General features: G+C 54.8%; 17 protein-coding genes and 1 pseudogene. 3 read left to right on the top strand and 15 right to left on the bottom strand.

All coding sequences use genetic code 11. The annotated features are described in order from the left end of the window. Positions 1 to 96: 96 nt before the first annotated feature. Positions 97 to 1,035, top strand: coding sequence for a hypothetical protein (locus tag FHS18_RS19195; RefSeq protein WP_183601704.1), 939 nt, complete (start codon positions 97 to 99; stop codon positions 1,033 to 1,035). A 76-nt stretch (positions 1,036 to 1,111) separates the two neighbouring features. Here FHS18_RS19195 and FHS18_RS19190 read toward each other — a convergent pair whose 3' ends face one another. The 8 genes from FHS18_RS19190 to FHS18_RS19155 all read right to left on the bottom strand — a co-directional run bounded on the left by FHS18_RS19190 (position 1,112) and on the right by FHS18_RS19155 (position 12,661). Further along, a complete protein-coding gene (locus tag FHS18_RS19190) occupies positions 1,112 to 2,743 on the bottom strand; it encodes a response regulator (protein WP_183601703.1) in 1,632 nt (543 codons plus the stop codon). Between the two features lie 15 nt (positions 2,744 to 2,758). Continuing rightward, positions 2,759 to 4,555, bottom strand: a complete 1,797-nt coding sequence (locus FHS18_RS19185) for a cache domain-containing sensor histidine kinase (RefSeq protein WP_183601702.1) — start codon at positions 4,553 to 4,555, stop codon at positions 2,759 to 2,761. Positions 4,556 to 4,570: 15 nt separating this feature from the next. Continuing rightward, positions 4,571 to 5,878 carry an ABC transporter substrate-binding protein gene (locus tag FHS18_RS19180; RefSeq protein WP_183601701.1) on the bottom strand — a complete coding sequence of 436 codons (1,308 nt, stop codon included), beginning with the start codon at positions 5,876 to 5,878 and terminating at the stop codon, positions 4,571 to 4,573. A gap of 21 nt (positions 5,879 to 5,899) precedes the next feature. After that, positions 5,900 to 7,645 carry a family 43 glycosylhydrolase gene (locus FHS18_RS19175; RefSeq protein WP_246427771.1) on the bottom strand — a complete coding sequence of 582 codons (1,746 nt, stop codon included), beginning with the start codon at positions 7,643 to 7,645 and terminating at the stop codon, positions 5,900 to 5,902. A 228-nt stretch (positions 7,646 to 7,873) separates the two neighbouring features. After that, entirely contained in the window at positions 7,874 to 8,698 is an 825-nt protein-coding gene (locus FHS18_RS19170; protein WP_183601700.1) for a carbohydrate ABC transporter permease, read from the bottom strand. 6 nt (positions 8,699 to 8,704) lie between these two features. Beyond that, positions 8,705 to 9,598 carry a carbohydrate ABC transporter permease gene (locus FHS18_RS19165; protein WP_183601699.1) on the bottom strand — a complete coding sequence of 298 codons (894 nt, stop codon included), beginning with the start codon at positions 9,596 to 9,598 and terminating at the stop codon, positions 8,705 to 8,707. Between the two features lie 121 nt (positions 9,599 to 9,719). Beyond that, entirely contained in the window at positions 9,720 to 11,045 is a 1,326-nt protein-coding gene (locus FHS18_RS19160) for an ABC transporter substrate-binding protein (RefSeq protein WP_183601698.1), read from the bottom strand. 200 nt (positions 11,046 to 11,245) lie between these two features. Beyond that, entirely contained in the window at positions 11,246 to 12,661 is a 1,416-nt protein-coding gene (locus FHS18_RS19155; RefSeq protein WP_221401390.1) for a serine hydrolase domain-containing protein, read from the bottom strand. A 125-nt stretch (positions 12,662 to 12,786) separates the two neighbouring features. Here FHS18_RS19155 and FHS18_RS19150 point away from each other — a divergent pair, with 125 nt between their 5' ends. Beyond that, entirely contained in the window at positions 12,787 to 13,497 is a 711-nt protein-coding gene (locus tag FHS18_RS19150; protein ID WP_183601697.1) for a TetR/AcrR family transcriptional regulator C-terminal domain-containing protein, read from the top strand. Between the two features lie 221 nt (positions 13,498 to 13,718). Here the strand turns inward: FHS18_RS19150 and FHS18_RS19145 are convergent, their stop codons facing one another. Further along, positions 13,719 to 14,408, bottom strand: a complete 690-nt coding sequence (locus tag FHS18_RS19145; RefSeq protein ID WP_183601696.1) for a nuclease-related domain-containing protein — start codon at positions 14,406 to 14,408, stop codon at positions 13,719 to 13,721. A gap of 360 nt (positions 14,409 to 14,768) precedes the next feature. Here FHS18_RS19145 and FHS18_RS19140 point away from each other — a divergent pair, with 360 nt between their 5' ends. Beyond that, positions 14,769 to 14,930 (top strand): hypothetical protein, encoded by a 162-nt coding sequence (locus FHS18_RS19140; protein ID WP_183601695.1) that lies wholly within the window; start codon positions 14,769 to 14,771, stop codon positions 14,928 to 14,930. A gap of 261 nt (positions 14,931 to 15,191) precedes the next feature. Here FHS18_RS19140 and FHS18_RS19135 read toward each other — a convergent pair. The 6 genes and pseudogenes from FHS18_RS19135 to FHS18_RS19110 form a co-directional block, all read right to left on the bottom strand. Continuing rightward, positions 15,192 to 15,355, bottom strand: a pseudogene (locus FHS18_RS19135) (zinc-binding alcohol dehydrogenase family protein); the annotation flags it as partial. A gap of 55 nt (positions 15,356 to 15,410) precedes the next feature. Further along, positions 15,411 to 16,061, bottom strand: a complete 651-nt coding sequence (locus tag FHS18_RS19130; protein ID WP_183601694.1) for a hypothetical protein — start codon at positions 16,059 to 16,061, stop codon at positions 15,411 to 15,413. A gap of 76 nt (positions 16,062 to 16,137) precedes the next feature. Next, positions 16,138 to 16,416 carry a hypothetical protein gene (locus FHS18_RS19125; protein ID WP_183601693.1) on the bottom strand — a complete coding sequence of 93 codons (279 nt, stop codon included), beginning with the start codon at positions 16,414 to 16,416 and terminating at the stop codon, positions 16,138 to 16,140. 68 nt (positions 16,417 to 16,484) lie between these two features. Then, positions 16,485 to 16,895, bottom strand: a complete 411-nt coding sequence (locus tag FHS18_RS19120) for an NUDIX hydrolase (RefSeq protein WP_183601692.1) — start codon at positions 16,893 to 16,895, stop codon at positions 16,485 to 16,487. A 290-nt stretch (positions 16,896 to 17,185) separates the two neighbouring features. Further along, positions 17,186 to 17,449, bottom strand: coding sequence for a hypothetical protein (locus FHS18_RS19115; RefSeq protein WP_183601691.1), 264 nt, complete (start codon positions 17,447 to 17,449; stop codon positions 17,186 to 17,188). 3 nt (positions 17,450 to 17,452) lie between these two features. Then, positions 17,453 to 18,313, bottom strand: a complete 861-nt coding sequence (locus FHS18_RS19110) for a nucleotidyltransferase domain-containing protein (RefSeq protein ID WP_183601690.1) — start codon at positions 18,311 to 18,313, stop codon at positions 17,453 to 17,455. Positions 18,314 to 18,342 lie beyond the last annotated feature (29 nt).

Here is an 18,342-nt window from a genome sequence, read left to right as displayed (position 1 = left end):
CAAAATACCGAATATCGCCCAGAGATCGCTTATAATAGATAACAGATAATCGGCGCGAAGTCTGGCCGCTTCTTCATGATTCAATAGGAGGACAATATGAAAGGCTACATAAAGGCTGTTTGGATCCTGGCTGCCCTCTCAATGAGCGTCATCGGCTGCACGAACGCGGCCGAGCCGTTGAGCAATCCGACCCAGACGGAGGATAACGCGGATATCGGAACAGACGTTCAGGAGCAAGGCAGCGGATGGAATCGAATCCTTACCGCGCAGGAAGCCGTCAATCGGGTGAAGAAAATGCTGGGCAAACAGCTGCAGCTGCCGCTGTGGCTATCGGATGCGGAACTCATCGACGACAAATATAAAGTGACGCTATTCCAGGAGATTACTAGCGGCAATACGAGGAAGATCAACGATTTCTATGTGAATCGCTATACGTCGGACATCTATTACGACAATGGGAACGGCAAACTGAAGAAAGTGACCTCCGCTCAACTGACGGACGGCGCTTTTCCGTACCGGAACGATCCGGAACCCGCTGCCGGCACCGGCCAGACGACGGAGCACGAACGAATGGAAGAGCAGAACTCGGACTATCTGATCGTACCGGGCCAATCCATCGGCAAGATCGCGCTCGGCATGACTCAAGGCGAGGTGCTGGCGATCTTGGGCCGTCCGACCGAAACGGGGAACGACGAGCTCATCTATCGCTCCGCGCGAAACTATATTCGGATTGCAATGGAGAGCGGGATCGTCAAACAAGTCGAGTTCTCTTCCCCGGCGTTCGCGACGGCGGAAGGCATCGATCTGGGCAATTACGGCGACAGCGCCGATGCCTTTGACGTCAAGCAATATTGGCGCAATTACATGCAGCTGCGTTACGATCTCGCTGAGGGCGGCTTAACGTTCATCCGGTTCAATGCCGGCATGCCTGCGGACAACGGCGAATACGAGCAATATGTCAGAGGTTATCTATATGCGGGCAAGAAGATGTTCAACGATCCGATTCCGGACGCGGTTTGGGAGCCGAGAGCGTAGAGGGTCCATCCCATTATAAAATCAAAGAGCGTCGGCACTAGGACTCCATGCCATGTCCTAATGCCGACGCTCTTCTTCATGAATGACCGATCATCGCCCGCGCCTGTTCGCGGTAATCGTTGGGCGTTGCCCCAGTCGCATTCTTGAACACCCGGTTGAAGTGGCGCACGTTGCCGAAGCCGATCGACTCCGCGATAACTGTCACCTTCTCGTTCGAGGAGGACAGTTGCTTCTTCGCCTCATGGATGCGAAGATCCGTCCAATACTCGACCAGGGACTTGCCCGTGCGCTGCTTGAATAAGGTGCAGAAGTAGGCCGGGTTCAGATAGACATGCTCCGCCACATCCCGCAGCGTCAGCGGCTGCCGGTAATGCTGCTTCACGTAACGCAGCGCCCGCTCGATCGGATCGCTGCCCTGTTGGCGGGGCGACTTGGCCATGCAGCCGGCAAGCCGCCCCAGCTGCCTGCTGCACAGGTCGATCAGCTCGGCACGGGACGTGATGGAGCATAGCTCGAGCATAGCCGACTGGATCGTCTTATCGCCGAGCCAAGCCTTCGTCAACTGCAGCTTCTCCGCCTGCTCATAGTAATAGATGAGCAGCTTGCACAGCTGCTGGTGGATCGTCTCCGGGCTCTTGGCATGCTGGCACAGATCGGTAATGAACGTGCGCACCAGCTGCTGCGTCTCTTCTATCTTCCCCTCATAGATGGCCGTCTCGAGCAGATCCCAGGACCATTCCTTCACATCCAAGGCCAGCTCGTGATGGCTCTGCCGTGTCTGGCTGTAGCTGAGAACGCGGTCGCCGCCGACGATCAGCCTGTGGAGCAGCGCGATGCGCGCCTCCGCGAACGACTGCGGAATGCTATCCGCGCCCTCCAGAATGCGGCCAAGCCCGATCGTCACCGTCAAATTCGAGAGGGAGATCATCCGCTTGCGGATCGAGGCCGACATGAGCGTCAGCTCCTCTTCCGCCTGAGGCTGCTGTTTCACGTTAATGAGCGCCACGACCTCGGTATCCGAGATGACGAAGGCGAATCCCTTCGCCTTCTGATCCAATAACTCCTGCACCATCTGCTGGATGTACAGTTGGAACAGCGATGGGTCGGCCTTCGCGTAACGATCTTGATCGAGCGCATCCTTATCCAGCTTGATGATCATGCACGCGAAGCAAGGCTCGTCGAGCGGCCTGCCGATTCGTCCGAGCAGCGCCAGCTCGCTCGCATGCACCTCGCCGCGCAGCAGGCCTGCGACCAGATGCTCACTGACCTGCTGCCGAACCCGAGCCGCGTCGGGCGGCTCCGGCGCATGGGATTCCTGCTCCTTCTGCGCGGCATCCAGCTCCACGGCCAGCTTCCCGAGCGCATGGAACAATTCCTCCCGCTCTACCGGCTTCATCAGATAATCCCGTACGCCATGCCGCAGCGATTGCTGCAAATACGTAAATTCATCGTAGCCGCTCAGCACGATGACGCGCAGCTTCGGGAAGCGTTCCTTGACGATCTGCTGCAGGGAGATGCCGTCCATCCGCGGCATCCGGATATCCGTCAGAAGCACATCGGGCGCCAGTTGCTCAATCTGCTCCAACGCGTCATAGCCGTCCTTTGCTTCACCGACCACTTCCCATACGCCAGAGCCCGAAGATTCGATCATTTTACGAAGTCCTCTGCGAAATATCGTCTCGTCGTCCACGATTAGAATACGGTGCATATCGTCCTCTCCTCTCTATCCCGTTTCCGTCATCGGATAGGTGACCGGCATCGTCAGCGTCACCTTCAAGCCTTGGAACGGCATGCTCTCCAGCTGCACGCCGTATTGCTGGCCGTAATGGAGCCGCAAGCGGCGGTGCACATTCATCAGGCCATTGCCCGACGTGCCGCCCAGGTCATAGTCATGGTGCAATCGCTGCCGGATGACACTCAGCTGCTCTGACGTCATACCGATTCCGTCGTCCTCGATCACGATGGCCAGCATCCCTTGATGCCGGCGGCAAGCGAGGTTTATGCGGCCTTCGCCGATTCCTTTGTCCAACCCATGATTGATCGCATTCTCCACGATCGGCTGGATCAAGAGCGGAATGACCGGACACTCCAGCAGCGTCTCCTCCACGTCCAAGCCAAAATGGATCCGGTCCTCGTAGCGCATCTTCTGAATGGTCATGTAGCCTCTCACATGCTCGATCTCATCCCGAAGCGTAACGATCTCCTTGCGTCCGCTCAAGGAATAACGCAGCAAGCGGCTGAGGTTGTTCGTCATCTTCACGACCTCCCGATTGCCTTCCACCTCGGCGTACATGGAGATCGATCCCAGCGTGTTGTACAGAAAATGCGGATTGATCTTGCTCTGCAGCGCGGCGATCTCGGCATCCTTCTCCCGGATCTCAGTCTCGTACAGCCGATAACCCAGCTCGCTCAGCTGGGAGACCATCATGTTGAACGCGTTGCCGAGTTGGCCGACCTCATCCCACTGCTCGACCGGGAACGAGACCTTCAGGTCGCCGCGTTCGACCTTGCGCATCAAGGTTCGCAGCTTGCGCAGCGGCATCGTCATCCGGAAGGCGATGAACACGGAGATTAAGACGGCAAGCCCGACGCAGATGGCGCCGATAAGCATCATCGAGTTGCGCACGACGAGGCTGTCCTTCGTCAGCTCCGCGACCGGGACGACGCCCACCGTCGTCCAGCCGGTCACGTCGGAATTGACGTGCGCGACGAGCAGGCTTTGACCATCCACGTTCATATGGGAGACGCCCGCTTCCTGCGTCAGCTCGCCAAGCGGCGGATAGACAGCCGCCTGGTCCTTGCGCAGCACCAGATCACCGGCACTGTCGGCGATATACAGCGATTCTTCGCTGCCCATGCTCACCTGGGCGAGCAGGTTGCGTACGGCCTTCGGATCGATATCGATCGCGATGTAGCCGAGTATTTGCCCGCTGTCGAAGCTGCGCAGTTCGCGGGCGATCGAGAACACCTGATAGACCGTGCCGCTCGTGGATTGGACCTCGTGCGTCGTAATGAAGGTCGGTTCGCCGAATTTGCCTTTCGCCTGCTCGAGCCATTCCGTCCCGCCCTCCAGCTGGTAGGTCGTCATATATTGGCTCTCGGGCAATACCACGTAGGAAGCGCCCTTATCTCCGACCAACGAGATGCCCATAATGTCGACGCGGCCGTTCAGGAATACCTTGGAGACGAAATTGTTCAGCTGGCCGATCTCCGTGAGGCTCAGCGGTTGCCCCGGCGCGCGGGAGGAAGCGAGAAAGTCGAGAATCTCTTCATATTGATAAGGCATGAGCGACAGCCGGTTCAGCTCATTCATGTACGTATCGATGTTCAGCGTGACTTGCTTGAGCGTCTGCAGCTGGTATTTGCCCACCTGCTCCTCGATCTTCCCGGCGAAGCTGGCAAAAGCAAAGTAACCCATCGCGCCGAGCGGAACGACGATCAGCGCGACCTGGACGAGAATGAGCTTGCGGGCAAGCGGCAAGTTGCGTAACCATCTTCTAAGCGATGTAAATATCATCATGTGCGCTCCCCTTGCCTATTTCGTGAGCTCGGCATCGATCTCTTGGACCGCTGCATGCAGCGTCTGCTCCGGCGTCTGTTCCCGATAGATCATGCGCTCGAATTGCCGGATGAGGACTTCGACCATCGAGAATTGCTTCGTCGCCTTCGGCCAGAAGACGACCGAATTGGCGGCGGCCGCATAATCGCTGCGATAGTTCAGCGCCTTGAACGCCTCGGCATTCAAGACAGCGCTTACACTCGGTACATGCCCGGCCTCGGCCCACATCGCGCCATGCTCGGCGAGCCATTTCATGAAGATCATCGCCGCCTGCCGCTTCTCGGGGGTCATCTCGTGCTGCGCGGGAATCGTCAGCGTGTGCGAATCCGCCCATGCCGCCGGTTTGTCGTACAGCGTGGGCAACGGCACGACGCCGAAGTCGAGCTGCTCCGCCTGCTCGAGCGCTCCTGTCGCCCATACGCCCGTTATGAGGGCGGCCGCTTTGCCGTCGTGGAACATTTTGAACGCGTCGGTAATGTTCGCGGGAATGAGCCCGCTTGCGTACAACCCATTGATGTACGTGAGCGCCTTTAAGGCTGCCGGATTGTCCATGACCGCCTTCGTCCCCGAAGCGTCGTAGAAAGCGCCGCCTCCTTCGATTTGGTTATACAGGCTCCACCACAGCCACACGGAATCGATGCGCGTGCTCGGCTGGGCGAGCGGCGCCACATCCGCCGGAACCGTCCGTTTCAACTGCTGCAGGAAGGAAGTGAACCCCGTCTCTCCTTGCTCCAGTATCGGCTTGCCTTGCGGATCCAGCAGTCCCGCCTGACTTAAGTACGTTTTGTTGTAATACAGGACCAGCGTGTGCGTATCGAGCGGCACTGCATAAGGCCTGCCCTGGAATTGGGAAGCCTTCATGATCGTCTGGTTAAAAATACCGAAGTCCAGCCCCGCTTCCTGCGCAGGCTCGTATAAATCCTCTATGTACCCGTTCTGGACAAAGCGCGGCAGCGAGCTGGCATGAATAATGGCGACATCCGGGGCATTGCCGGACAGAATCGCCGTCCGCAGGCGGGAATAATAATCGTCCAGCCGCGAATTCATCTGGACCACCTGAATCTCCTTGTGCTCCTGGTTGAACTGGTCGACCATCTCGGTCATGAACAGATTATCCCCGCCGCTGAAGGGCGTCCAATATTCTAGCTGGACCGCATCGGTCGATACGGCCTCCGTACTCTCGGCGCTTGAGGCGCTGTTGCCGCAGCCGGCCAAGACCAGGCCTGCCGTCAGGAGGGCCATCACTCCGGTGAGGGCCGATTTCGCGTTGGACAAGCCTGTCATTGGCCTACATCCCCTTATCCCCTATGGTGTTAATGTTCGCGTTACGTCGATATAATCGAGCTGCACCTCGTCGGTAGCATGTTCAAGTATAAGGGTGTTTGGACCGGCGCTCAATTGCAAACTAATCGTCTGCGGTTGGAAATCATTTCTTCCCCCGGACGGAATCACGATCTCATCGGACTTGCCGCCGCTTGTGCGGACCGTAAGCTTCGCCGCTTGGCCGGCGGCATTCGCCGCCTGCAGCCGAATCTGGTAGACGCCGCTCACCGGCACGATGACGTTGTCGAACCGGAGCGCTTCTTCCTCGCCGGACGACAGCACGGCATACCCGAATCCCGATGTGGTAAAAGCATTCTCCTCGATCGTGCCATGCGTAAGCGCCGTGGCATTCTCCGCTTCGTAACGCGGCAGTTCGATCGCCTCTATGGAGGCTTGATCGCCATCAACCGCGATAGCGATCTCGTTCATGCCCGCTTCCAGCGGAATGTCGGCGTAGGTATAGCCCGTGCCATCGACTGGCGGCAACGAGATTGAGATTGGCGCTGCGCTGCCTGCTCGGATACTTGCTTCCTGCGCTTCTCCAGAATCATTGCGGTAATGCAGCAGGATCGCCGCGACTGTCGGCACTTTCGAAGGGATCAGGTCGAATACCGCCTCCTTGCCGCCTGGCGCAGCCTTGAACACGCCGGTACCAGCCGGCACCGGAATCGCGGTATCGAGCGACAGCGGTTTGCCGAGTTGCAGATTGCCGTCCGCATCCCAAGCGAGCTTCTGGGCACGGGCTCTGCGGTTGCTCCAGCCATCCGTCGGCGCCGTTGTCGCATGGTAGACGATCCACTGCTCTTCGCCGTCCGGGGACGTGACGAAGGAATTATGCCCGGGACCGTAGACGCCCGCATCTTCGTCCATTTTCAGAAACGGCTGCTCGGCCTTCTTCCAATTGGCCGGGATGAGAGGATCCGCGCCTTCTTCCAAGGTCAGCATCCCGAGCGCATAGAACGGCGTCCAGCTGCCCGCGCCCGAGTAGACGATATGGACGCGCCCGTCCTGGTGAAGAATGGATTGGCCTTCATTGATATAAGGCGGGCCGCCTGCCTTCTCCCAGGCCAGATCGGGCTCCGAGAGGAGCACGCGCGGACCGCTGATCGTCAGCGGATCGCTCATCGGCGCGATATAGGTGTTCTGCTGGATGTTGATCTCGCCTTCCCAGCCGGACCAGACAAAATACAGCTTGCCGTTAAGCTCCATCGCCAGCCCGTCGATCGCCCACTTATTCGTCTCGTCCGTCACTTGCCCTTTGAACGTATAGCTGCCCATCGGGTCATCCGTATCGGCTTCCAGCGCATACATCCGGTGATTCTCGTTCGCGCCGTCGTCCGCGGCGAAATAGATATACCATTTGCCCTGCAAATACTGGATCTCCGGCGCCCACAGGTTCGCGGAATAGGCGGTCCCCACGTCCGGATACCAGACGGTCTTGCGCTCCGCCTGCTTGAAATCGATCGTCCGCGACTTCAGCACCATCACATCCGCGCCGTTATGCGTGAACGTCATATAGTAGTAACCGTCCTTGTACACGACGCTCGGGTCCGGCGTGTCGAACGGCACCAAGGTGTTCTTGAACGTGCCGCCATGGCCGTTATAGGCCGCGTACACTTCCGCTTCTTCGTTGTTCCTTGTCATGGCGAACCATGCCCCCAATCCAATAGCCACGACGAGCAGCACCGCTGCCGCCAGCCGTATTTTCATATGCGTTGATTTCTGCATGTTCGTCTCCTTTGCCTACATGCTCGAAAAGAGACCGCGAAGGGTCTCTTTAAACTTCTTTACGCTGTTATAGCTCCGGTTCTTTCGTTAACGCTCCCGTTATAGATGAGTTGCCGGATTGAATCGGCTAAGGGAGCAACTCATCTACAAAAGTCGCTTATAACGAAAAACCTCCGCTAACAGCTGAAAACCTATCGCCTGCGGCTTTGCGTTCGCCACAAGTCTGGCTTACTTGACACCTGCCTGCGTGATCGCCTTCACGAACGAGCGCTGGCCGACGATGAACACGATCATCACCGGCAGCGTCGCGATCACCGTCATCGCCATCAGCTTGCCGTAGGCTTGCGTGTAGCTGCCTTGGGCCATCATCGCAATACCGGCCGTAATCGTCCGCATCTCCGGCGAGGTCGTCGCATAGAGCGGCCAGACGAAATCGTTGTAGATGCCCATGAAGGTGAAGATCGCGAGCGTCACCATGATCGATACCGATGCCGGCAGCAGAATGCGCGAGTAGATCTGCCATTTGTTCGCGCCGTCGATGCGGGCCGCCTCCTCGATCTCTTTGGGGAACGAGGCGAAGAATTGGTAGAGCAGGAACACGCCGAACGCTCCGGACGAGTAAGGCAGAATGAGCGCGGCGTACGTGTTGATCCAGCCGAGCGCATTGAATTCCATGTACATCGGCAGGAACGTCAGGACGCCCGGGATCATCATCGACCCGACGAACATCGGGAACATCACCTTGCGCAGCGGCAAGTCTTGCAGGCGCGCCAGCGCGAAAGCCGCCATCGAGGAGAACAGCAGCACGATCGCCGTCCCGGCCAGGCCGACGAACAACGAGTTCGTGATCCAACGGGTGATCGGCACGTTCATCAGCTCGCCGCGCAAACCTTCGATGTAGTTATCGAGCGTCGGTTTGTTCGGAATAAAATTCATTTGTCCGGCCAGCGCCTCGAAATCGTTCTTGAACGAGGTCGATACCATCCAGATGAGCGGCAGCAGGAAGAGCGCCGCCAGGAGAATAGCCAATATCATAAGCAACGTCTTCTTCATGCGGGTCTACTCCTTCCTGCCGTAAGCGATCTTGTACTGCACCGCCGAAATGATGATGATGATGACCGCCATCAGGATGGCCATCGCCGAAGCCGAACCGACCTGCTTGCCCTTGAACGCTTCGTCGAGCACGTTCATCAGCAGCACGCGGGTGCTGTCGCCCGGTCCGCCGCGGGTGAGAAGGAACGGCTGCGCGTATACGTTGAACGAAGCGATGGTCGACGTAATGATGATGAACAGCATGACCGGCCGGATCGACGGCAGCGTAATGCTCGTGAACTTGCGCCAGGCGTTGGCCCCGTCGATGGAAGCCGCCTCGTAGTAGTCCTCCGGCACTTCATTAAGCGCGTTAATGAAAATAATCATGTTAAACCCGATCGTCCACCAGAGCGTCGTCAATGTAAGCGACACCCAAGCCCATGGAAGATCGGTCAGCCAAGCGATCGGATCCACACCGATCTTGCCCAGCAGTCCGTTCAGGAAACCGGCGTTCGAATCGAACATCATGAGCCAGATGACCGACATGACCGAAGCGGACACCGCGTACGGCATAAAATAAAACGTCCGGAACAGGCTGCGAAGCTTGCTCGGCAGCGCGTTCAGCAGCATCGCCAGACCCAAGCCGAGAATGACCAGCAGCGGCACGGAGTACAGCACGAACTGCAGCGTGTTCCACAGCCCGCGCGTGAACTGCTCGAACAGATACGTGCCCGGCGTGAAGATCGTGACGTAATTCTGAAGGCCGACGAATTCATGCGTATCGGACAACAGCTCGAAGTTATGGAATGAAATATAAACGCCATAAAGAATCGGGATTAACAAAAACGCGCAAAAGCTCACGACATACGGCAGCACGAACAGCGATGACGTCAGCCTCGATTGCCAGGTGCTTTTCACCATAAGCGACTCCTCCTTTTCCCGCCTGAAATGAACCTATAAAAGAACGGCGGGAGGCGCTAAGCTGCCGCGCCTCCTGACGTCCTCTACTTCATGACCGCTAGACCCCTAGGTTCAAGCGGGCTTATTTGTTCATCGCTTGGCGGGATTTGGCGACTGCGTCATCCATCGCTTTTTGCGCGTCTTTCTTGCCGAGGATCGCATTGCTCAGCTCGCCCCAGATCGGATCGGAGATCGTCGCCCAGTTCAGGACGTTCGGCGCGAATTGCACGTAATCGAACGCTTGCGCAACGCTGCTCTGCATCGGAAGCGCCTTGAACTCCGCGCTCTCGAGCATCGGCTTGGATGCGAGCGCCTGACCGGAAGCCGCCCAATCCATCGAGTTGGTGGAGACGTATTTCAGGAAGTCGCCGATGCCTTTGACGACCGCGGCGTCCGTCGTGTCCTTCGTGACGACGAAGTTATGGGAGCCGGCATAGACCGCTTGCTTCGCTTTGCCGATCTGCGGCACCGGCGCAACGCCGTAGTTGATGCCCGCTTCGTCGAACTGGCCTTTCATCCAAGGACCGTTGAACTGGATCGCGTTCTTGCCTTGCAGGAACAGCGTGTTCTCTCCGTCTTGCTGCACGTTCGCCGGCGAGAAGCCTTGCTCGACGAGGCCGCGCATCCATTGCACCATCTCGACCGCTTCCGGCGAGTTATAGGCTACGTCCGTGCCATTCCACAGGTCGCCGCCGTTCTGCCAGACGAGCGACGGGAAGATGAACTGCTGCGGCCACAAGGTCGGTACCGCGTAACCGTAGACGCCTTTGTCTTTGTCCGTCAACTTCTCGACTGCCGATTCGAACTCCGCGCGGTTCGTCGGCGGCGCGGCGATGCCCGCTTTGTCGAACAGATCCTTGTTGTAGTACATGACGAGCGGATGGATATCGAGCGGAATGCCGTACCATTTGCCGTCGATCGTCTCGTAGTTCACCGGCGCTTCGACGTAGTCCGCCTTGTTGATACCCGACGCTGCGGCCAGATCGTCCATCGGCTGCAGTTGGCCTTTGTTCACATAGGTCGGAATTTGGTCGACGTGCATGATCGCCAGGTCCGGACGGTCTTTGCTCGCGCTGAGCGCAACGTCCAGCATTTTGTAATACTCGCCGTTCGGCTGGATGACCAACTTCACTTTGTAGGTATCCTGCGAGCCGTTATATTTCTCCACGATCTTCTTCATGAACTCGCCGTCCGCGCCGGAGAACGGCGTCCAGAACAGAATGTCTGCCTTCTCGGCTGCAGGCGCGTTGCCGCCGCCGCTGTTGCCTTCGGCCGCGGTATTCGTACCGCCGCTGTTGGTGTTGCCCCCGCCGTTATTGCCGTTATCGCTGCTGCAGCCTGCCGCGGTGACAAGACTCATTGCAAGGAGCGTCGTGCTCAACACTTTTACGGATTTTTTCACTGTCATAACCCCCATGATATGAAGTGCGATGCCTTATGACCTTCATTCTAGCGGTCGGGGGGAGGCGAACAAATGTCGCTTTTTTGGGTCGGATGGACATATTTTTGGGTTCGGCGGAATGTGAAAAAGCAGCCGCCGGGGAGAACCGGGGCTGCTAACTTTATGCGAACATACGAGTTACTTCTATGGAATCTGCTCCTATTCAACTACTTGTCTGCAAGCGCCTCGATCACATCGGCAACCAGCCGGTCGGCTCCGGCGATCAGGCCATCCGGATGATGCGACATCCCCAATCGCACGACGACCAAGTGCTGCGAGGGTACGATGACAATATGCTGACCCATATTGCCCATGGCAAAGAATGCGTCCTGCGGCACATGGGGCATCCCCCATGGAAGTCCATAAGGCGCGTTGCCGCTAACGGCTTGGTTAATCCAAAAGCCAGCTCCATACCCCGTATCGAGCGTCTGCGAAGCCGAGTATTCCACCCACCCTTCCGGCAGGATGCGATCCGTGCCTGCCATGCCGTCGTTCAGGTACAACTGTCCAAAACGAGCCCAATCGCGCGCGGATGCTAACATCGACATGGCCCCGTTCGGAGTGCCGGTCGCATCGAATTCCAGCGTCACGTGTTCCATGCCGGTCGGCCCGAAAAGTTCACGCTGCGCGAACTGTCTGACATCCGACGCTCGACCGCCAACCGCATCGCGGATGATACGCGAGAGAAGAATAAAATTGCCATCGGTGTAAGCCCATTGGCTCCCAGGGGCAGCCGCCAGTTCGGCATGCTCGGCGAAACCCGCCATGTCCCGTTCGAGGAATATCATTCTTGAGGCTGGATCGAATCCGGAGCTGGTTTGTTTCAGCGCGAGTCCGCTTGTTTGCCGCAGCAGTTCATTTATCGTAATCAAGTGGCGCGGATCCTTTTCATCCTGCCAAGCGGCAATTGGCGCAGATTGGTCGACATTCAGTTTTCCCTGCCGGACCAGAATGCCAATGAGCGCGTTGGTAACCGATTTTGTCGCCGACCACCCTAGCAATGGGGTATCCACACCTATGCCGGAAGCGTACCGCTCAGCAACGATCTTGCCATCCTTCACCACGACGACCGCTTGGGTGCGTATGTAGGGCGGCTGCTCGCGCTCTGCAAAAGCTCGGTCTAACGCGGCGCGCAGTCGTTCGTTCTTCGTCTCGACCATGGCGTTTCCCGCTATCTCGGGACCCTGTGAATCCGATAGGCCGATTACGGTATCCACGTCAGCGGCTGCGACCAGATTCACATCGTCAGGCTGATGCACCAGCATGCAGCCCATCCCCTCACCATATACCGCCCGAGTTTTGTAAAAACCAGCGATGGTCGTCGTTACTTCGCGTTGCTCCGGGTTAACGTCGAAGCGAATCAAAGGGCTAATATACCCGATAGCCCCCTCCGGTTCGACCATATCGGCGTAGACCTGATCGGGATCAAGCCCCGAGACAAAGGTTCCGGAACAGATTTCTTTGCTGGTATAACCCGAAGCAACCATCAGCGGCTGATAAAGCAGAAACCCGAAGCAAGCAGATAGCGCAATCACGGTTACGCCGGCAGCTAGAGCAATTCTACGTATGCTTTTTCTCCTCAAGGGCAAGTTCAACTCCTATTTCCGGAAGTATACACTGTATACTTCGCATTATAGGTATACAGTGTATACTCGTCAACTTTTTTGTTATACTAGGGCTATACTTTTTCTATCGGGAGCGTCGAACTGTGGTTCGTAATAAAAATGATCAACAACCTGAAGGCAACCCTAACCAAAAGGGCTCCCTTAATCGGGAAGCCATCGCAGCGCAGGCTTTACATCTGGCGGATACGGAAGGGATCGATGCGGTGAGTTTCCGCCGCTTAGCCCAAGAGTTCGAAGTAACGGCTATGGCAATCTACCGCTATGTAGACAACAAAGACGATCTTTTGGATGCGATGACCGAATCTATGCTGGCGTCTTTCGATGTCTCCGCACAACAGGAAACGGATTGGCGGGACCAGGTCAGAGGGTTAATTTACGCGTTGCGCCAACTGCTGCTTACCCATCCATCAGGAAGAAGCTTGCTGTCGAGGAGAGCTCTTCCTTCCACAAACAGGCTGAGGATTTTCGAGGCCTCTCTCGGCATTCTGCGCGATGCCGGCTTCGAGCCTCAGGAAGCGTTTCTTATTTTTGAACACATCCTGAATCAAGTGGTATCGTTGGTGGTGACGGGGGATGGATACGTAAAAGGGGCTGAAGAAGAACGCCGATTGTGGGGGGCGAAATTGCTGGCGTTCTATGGCAGCCTTCCGAAGCAAGAATACCCTAGGCTCGTGGAAACGGCTCCGAATATCGCCGCTTCCGTTGATATGGACCATCATTTTAAATTTGGTGCAGACCTGCTGATGGCTGGCGTAGAGGCATTCGCGGCCTCCAAACCACCTCGAAAATTGTAGCCCTTCACCGGTAGCGGCAATAGAAAGACGAGACCGACCTCTCCCCTTTACAGGGAAACGATCGGCAACGCCACTGGCCTGAGATGGCCCTTCATTCTAGCGGGCCGGGGAGCCGAACAAATGTCGCTTTGTGGGGGCGGATGGACATATTTCGGGTGCGGTAATGTGAAAAACAGCCGCCGGGATGAACCCGGGGCTGCTGCCGTTGTCAGGAGATCTATTTATTGCTTTTTTATCTTAGCAACATGCTCAGATCTAAGCGCAGGATCAGTAATGTTGGCGCTTTGAATCCTATCATAGATGTTTTGCACTTCAGCTTCCGTTAGCAAAGCCTTATCCGAAGTAGCTTTGATCCTATTTATCTTACGACTGATAAATTCTGATAGTTCTGTATCATAAACAATCAACTCATTGGATTCAATCTTTCTCAGTTCAGGATCAATACTGAAGCGGCATCGCATCGTAAAGGAAATCATGGAGATATATAGTAAGTCGGGGATTTCCGATAGTACAAGCTCAAGTGCTTTAATATGCCCAAAATTTTGTCTTAAAGGATTAAACATATTGAATCTGTTGCTAACCTTCCAATACTTATCAGACCGGCCTCCTTTAATTTCTCCATTGTAGTTCTTGGTTTCAATAACGAATAATCCGTACGGAGTTACGACAATATGGTCGATTTGAGCGTATCCTGTACGGGATCTGGGGTTTTTAACCATAATATCACGCAGGTTTTTTGTATCCTTCGGAAGTTGGTCCAATTGAATGTTAATTTTATATTCCCCGAGTTCCCCAATCCTGGAGGGATCAATCGTCCTTTTCATAGGTGAGTTCGGTGATGACTTCCTAGTAGTCTGTGGGGATTCTTTCTCGTTGGATGACTTGAACCACGATAGAATTTTCTTGAACATCTCAAATATGCTCCTCATTAAGAATTAACGTGCCTCATTACTTCTTCGGAACATACGCATTCTTTTTTTAGTTTATATTCCCACCACCCATTTGCCGGACATAAGAAAAGGCAATCGCTTATTGATCGGCTTCCGGCAACTGTTCCTCTATTCCTATTCCCAGTTTAGCTTTCTTCGTTCTTCGTTTCTGATCCTAGAGCGAACTTGTAAGTATTTCAGCTTTATGGCCAAACTGGCATATAAACATATGTTCGGGACTATAATTTCATTGAGGGTAAGTTAGGTTTCTGCCCTTGAAAAGATGGAAGAGGAGCGATGCTTAGCAAGAGATGTGAGTTTGATATGGAGGTGAAAATAACTATGAACGTATTTTCAGCCATTATTTCTCTTCTCACCGCCGCCTTTGGCTTAGCTACAGCGCTGCTTGGGTATCTTAAAACGGCAAAAGAAACGAAGAAAAGCGAGAAAACCGCTAACGGGCAGCCAGCGGTTTCCTCCAATGAAGAGGCTTCGAGCAAATAACGATTCTGTGTAATCCGTTCCGAGCTACAGATTAGACTAGGCGCAGGAGCGTTCCGAGGCGCTCCTGTCCTTTTTCCTTCCTATACTCGTTCATACCTTGATTTGCTACATCGCGCCTGTTTTCTATTTTCTGTTTTCTTACCTCTGAATTCTATGCGGTGACCTATGGCATTATTACGACCTCACATGCCATCCTGCCATACCCCGCCTTTATGAATCATCGGTTTTTCTCCCAGCTCAAGACTCCCTTGGGCAAAGCATTTAGAAGCGTTCCAGCACGCTCTTGCCCACGGTCCGGCCGGTTTCCAGCAGACGATGCGCTTCGCGCAGATTCTCATCAACAGACGATGCTGCTCGATCATATCGGCCGTCTGATACTTTGAACGGGTGAACATGAATTCCCACACGAAAGTCGCGCTTCTCGTAATGGTTGTTCTTTACTGATCGTTCTCAATAATTATCGTGCGCTTATGTTCTGTTCTATGGCGTTATCGGCTTTTCGCTTTCCTCGATCAAATCCGTGTTCTGAACGAGCGCAAACATTTCCGTAGTTAGGAAGACGGCTCTTTGATCATTGCCGCCATATAACGCATATACCCTTGCTTCCGATGTGGCCTGCTGCAGGAGCTCATTCACCATGGCAAAAGCTCTTTTCGTGGTTAACTCCCAGATATCTTCCTTCTCTTGATCTTCCAGATCATACATGATGTAGCCCTTACCATTCACTTCAATCTCATAGTCGTAACCTTCAATTCGCTCACGAATATTCGTTAACGGCACGTTTTCCTTGGTCAGAAAGGGCTCGATTTGCTGTAGGAACTGTCCTACTCCCCCTTCGGCCAAATCTTCCGCATCGGCATGAAAATCACGATTCGTCTCTTCCCAACCGAATACGTACCCGGCACTTATCGAGTCTTTCTTAACGGCCGGTAACTGATCTGCATCGGTATATTTGTAATAACCGAGCCTTTCGAATTCTGTAATAAGCGGCGTAATGTCTGCTGCCATACTTGCCTCCCCCTCGCCCCTAGTAGTCTCGAGATCAGCGTTGCCGCAACCGGCAATCAGCCAGAATAGCGCCAATGTCAAAACACCGATCGCATACCTTTTATGGAAAATCCCAGCTTTCATTTTCTTTCTCCTTGATTAGGACTTAGCTGCAACCGATCCTTATATACAACTCTTTGGCCTTTCGATTCGATGAATATCATGATTCCTCTCTGTCCTGCTCATCTTTATAGTGAAAATGCTCATGATGGATCGCGTTCATCCCCACCAATTTCCCCGTCTTCTTATGATAGTAAGGGAAGCTCTTATTGAGCGGCATCCTCAGCAATTGATAATTCTCGTCTCTCGGCAAGCGGCCCAATTCTTCGAGCGCCAACTCGCGCGACGTATAGATCCCAATCGGGAAAAAATCCGGGAAACGCTTCGTCTGATCGGCTACAAAAATACCCCACACATACTCGATATCCACCAATTCCACCTGCCTAAACTTCTATTTTCGATCCTTAACACAACAAAGACCGCCAATCGTCGATCAGCAGTCTCGCCTTAAAGCAGTCGTTTGGATCTTGCGATATACAGCGACATTGCCAGCCGCACATCTTCCCACTTGCCCGTATGCACATATTGGAACGCCTCGGCGACCGAGTGCCGCTGCACGAGAATGTCCTCATCCTCATCCAACTGCTGCTCGCGCTCCTCTAGAATATCCTTGGTGAAAAAGAAATTGACCTTGATCGTCCCGTTCGTGTTCAAATACTCTCCGAGCCCGATCAATGTTCCGCACACCAGACCGGTCTCTTCCCGAAGCTCCCGCTTCGCGGCCGAGACGACGTCTTCGCCCGGATTCAAATTGCCGCCAGGCAGCTCAATGGTACGACGGTTGAGCGACCGCCGGAACTGCTCAATGACGACGATCTCGTTGTTGTGCAGCACTAATACTTTGACTAAATGCTTCAAATCGCTCCCCTCTCCTCTCCCATTCTTCCATGCCTGCTTGTACGTCTTCTGCTTATGTATATGTCGATCCTCTATTACACTTGCTAAGAAATAGATGAATCGCACGAGTGTATCTGGTCACTTGCAGGTTCCCCAGAATACCCTCGCTTATTCCCATTCCTATACAAACAAGAGGAGATCCTGATCCCCTCTTTATCCCTATTCCGTCCTATGAAGTTGATCCCTAACGTATGGAACAACGTTCACATTAGGATTATTTTACCATAAGCTAAGCTATTCTGGCTACGACGCTACGCCACTTCAAGCACCTCGTCATGTATGATAAGCATCTCTAGCAGCTCCGCTTCCTCGTGGTCCGGACAAACGATAACGATATCCCATAGCTTGGCGTCATCCTGATATTCCACGCGGCTCACTGCGCCCGCCAGCTGCGAGTACCGATCGAGCGGAATATAGAGACTCGAACCGGGAACCAGCTTTCCTTCCAGCAACTTGCCATGAAGGACGAACGCCCTGTCTATGATACTAGTATATGCAACTTGTATTTGCGCCATGCTTTAGCACCCGCTTTCCTCTTCCTGATCTTCGATCCGCACTGCAACTCCCTGGCGATTCGCTTCCAAATGTATAAAACGCATCAAGCCGACCAGATCGGTCAGCCGATCCCGCTGCAAGCTATAGTAACGATGCGGCTTGCGTTCCTTGATCGCAATCGCTTCGAAAATAACCCCGTGCCACCGCTCCGGCAGCTGTTCCATCGCATACAGTCCGGCTTTCACCTTACTCGTGATCGCCCGCTCCCGAATCGTATACAACTGACGCAGCATACCTAGGGCGCACCATTCCACGGCTTCGTCCAGCTGCTCGACCGGCAGATCCGCCTGAATGTCCTGCACGAGCGCCAGCTGCCGCTCCAGCCGGTCGATCCATTGCGTCCAGTAATGGTTCATATTGTGAAGGACATAACGAGTCAACTCGTTCTCGTCCAGCTCATAGTCGAACGGAAGTTCATTCCCGTAGATACGAATACCGTGCTGCTTCAGAATCCACCATGTAATCGGATTAAGATCCGCGCCATGTCCGTCCGTGCGTACTTGTTTATCGAAATAAGTCATGATCGGCGTTCGTGCGTCCGCTTGCTTGCCCAGCTCCTCGCGAAGGATATAGCTGCCCATGATGTCGGTATTCGGAAGCTCTGCCTCCACTTCCTCATGCGCAAGCCGAATCGCTTCTAGCTCTTCCTCCGTCGGCGTCTGCCGCAGCACCGCAATAAAGTCGATATCACTGGAGCCTTCGATATAGTCTTGCAGGGCGACCGATCCGTACAGATAGACAGCTTCGATTGTCGTCATCCGTGCGGCTAAGGCGCTGCACAGCTTATTCATCGTTTGTTCTACGCGATACGGCAATGTCGTCATTCTCCCTCAACCTCCTCTAAGTCCAGTCC

Source organism: Paenibacillus phyllosphaerae, from assembly GCF_014192105.1.
In the GTDB taxonomy this organism is placed as follows: Bacteria; Bacillota; Bacilli; order Paenibacillales; family Paenibacillaceae; genus Paenibacillus_Z; species Paenibacillus_Z phyllosphaerae.
This window is presented reverse-complemented; position numbering and strand designations above follow the sequence as displayed.

What these genes read in the sequence shown, in the direction of transcription:
- FHS18_RS19195 (WP_183601704.1), top strand. Translation starts at nt 97, where the DNA reads ATGAAAGGCTACATAAAGGCTGTTTGGATCCTGGCTGCCCTCTCAATG.
- FHS18_RS19190 (WP_183601703.1), bottom strand. Translation starts at nt 2,743, where the DNA reads ATGCACCGTATTCTAATCGTGGACGACGAGACGATATTTCGCAGAGGA.
- FHS18_RS19185 (WP_183601702.1), bottom strand. Translation starts at nt 4,555, where the DNA reads ATGATGATATTTACATCGCTTAGAAGATGGTTACGCAACTTGCCGCTT.
- FHS18_RS19180 (WP_183601701.1), bottom strand. Translation starts at nt 5,878, where the DNA reads ATGACAGGCTTGTCCAACGCGAAATCGGCCCTCACCGGAGTGATGGCC.
- FHS18_RS19175 (WP_246427771.1), bottom strand. Translation starts at nt 7,645, where the DNA reads ATGCAGAAATCAACGCATATGAAAATACGGCTGGCGGCAGCGGTGCTG.
- FHS18_RS19170 (WP_183601700.1), bottom strand. Translation starts at nt 8,698, where the DNA reads ATGAAGAAGACGTTGCTTATGATATTGGCTATTCTCCTGGCGGCGCTC.
- FHS18_RS19165 (WP_183601699.1), bottom strand. Translation starts at nt 9,598, where the DNA reads ATGGTGAAAAGCACCTGGCAATCGAGGCTGACGTCATCGCTGTTCGTG.
- FHS18_RS19160 (WP_183601698.1), bottom strand. Translation starts at nt 11,045, where the DNA reads ATGACAGTGAAAAAATCCGTAAAAGTGTTGAGCACGACGCTCCTTGCA.
- FHS18_RS19145 (WP_183601696.1), bottom strand. Translation starts at nt 14,408, where the DNA reads ATGTTCAAGAAAATTCTATCGTGGTTCAAGTCATCCAACGAGAAAGAA.
- FHS18_RS19140 (WP_183601695.1), top strand. Translation starts at nt 14,769, where the DNA reads ATGAACGTATTTTCAGCCATTATTTCTCTTCTCACCGCCGCCTTTGGC.
- FHS18_RS19130 (WP_183601694.1), bottom strand. Translation starts at nt 16,061, where the DNA reads ATGAAAGCTGGGATTTTCCATAAAAGGTATGCGATCGGTGTTTTGACA.
- FHS18_RS19115 (WP_183601691.1), bottom strand. Translation starts at nt 17,449, where the DNA reads ATGGCGCAAATACAAGTTGCATATACTAGTATCATAGACAGGGCGTTC.
- FHS18_RS19110 (WP_183601690.1), bottom strand. Translation starts at nt 18,313, where the DNA reads ATGACGACATTGCCGTATCGCGTAGAACAAACGATGAATAAGCTGTGC.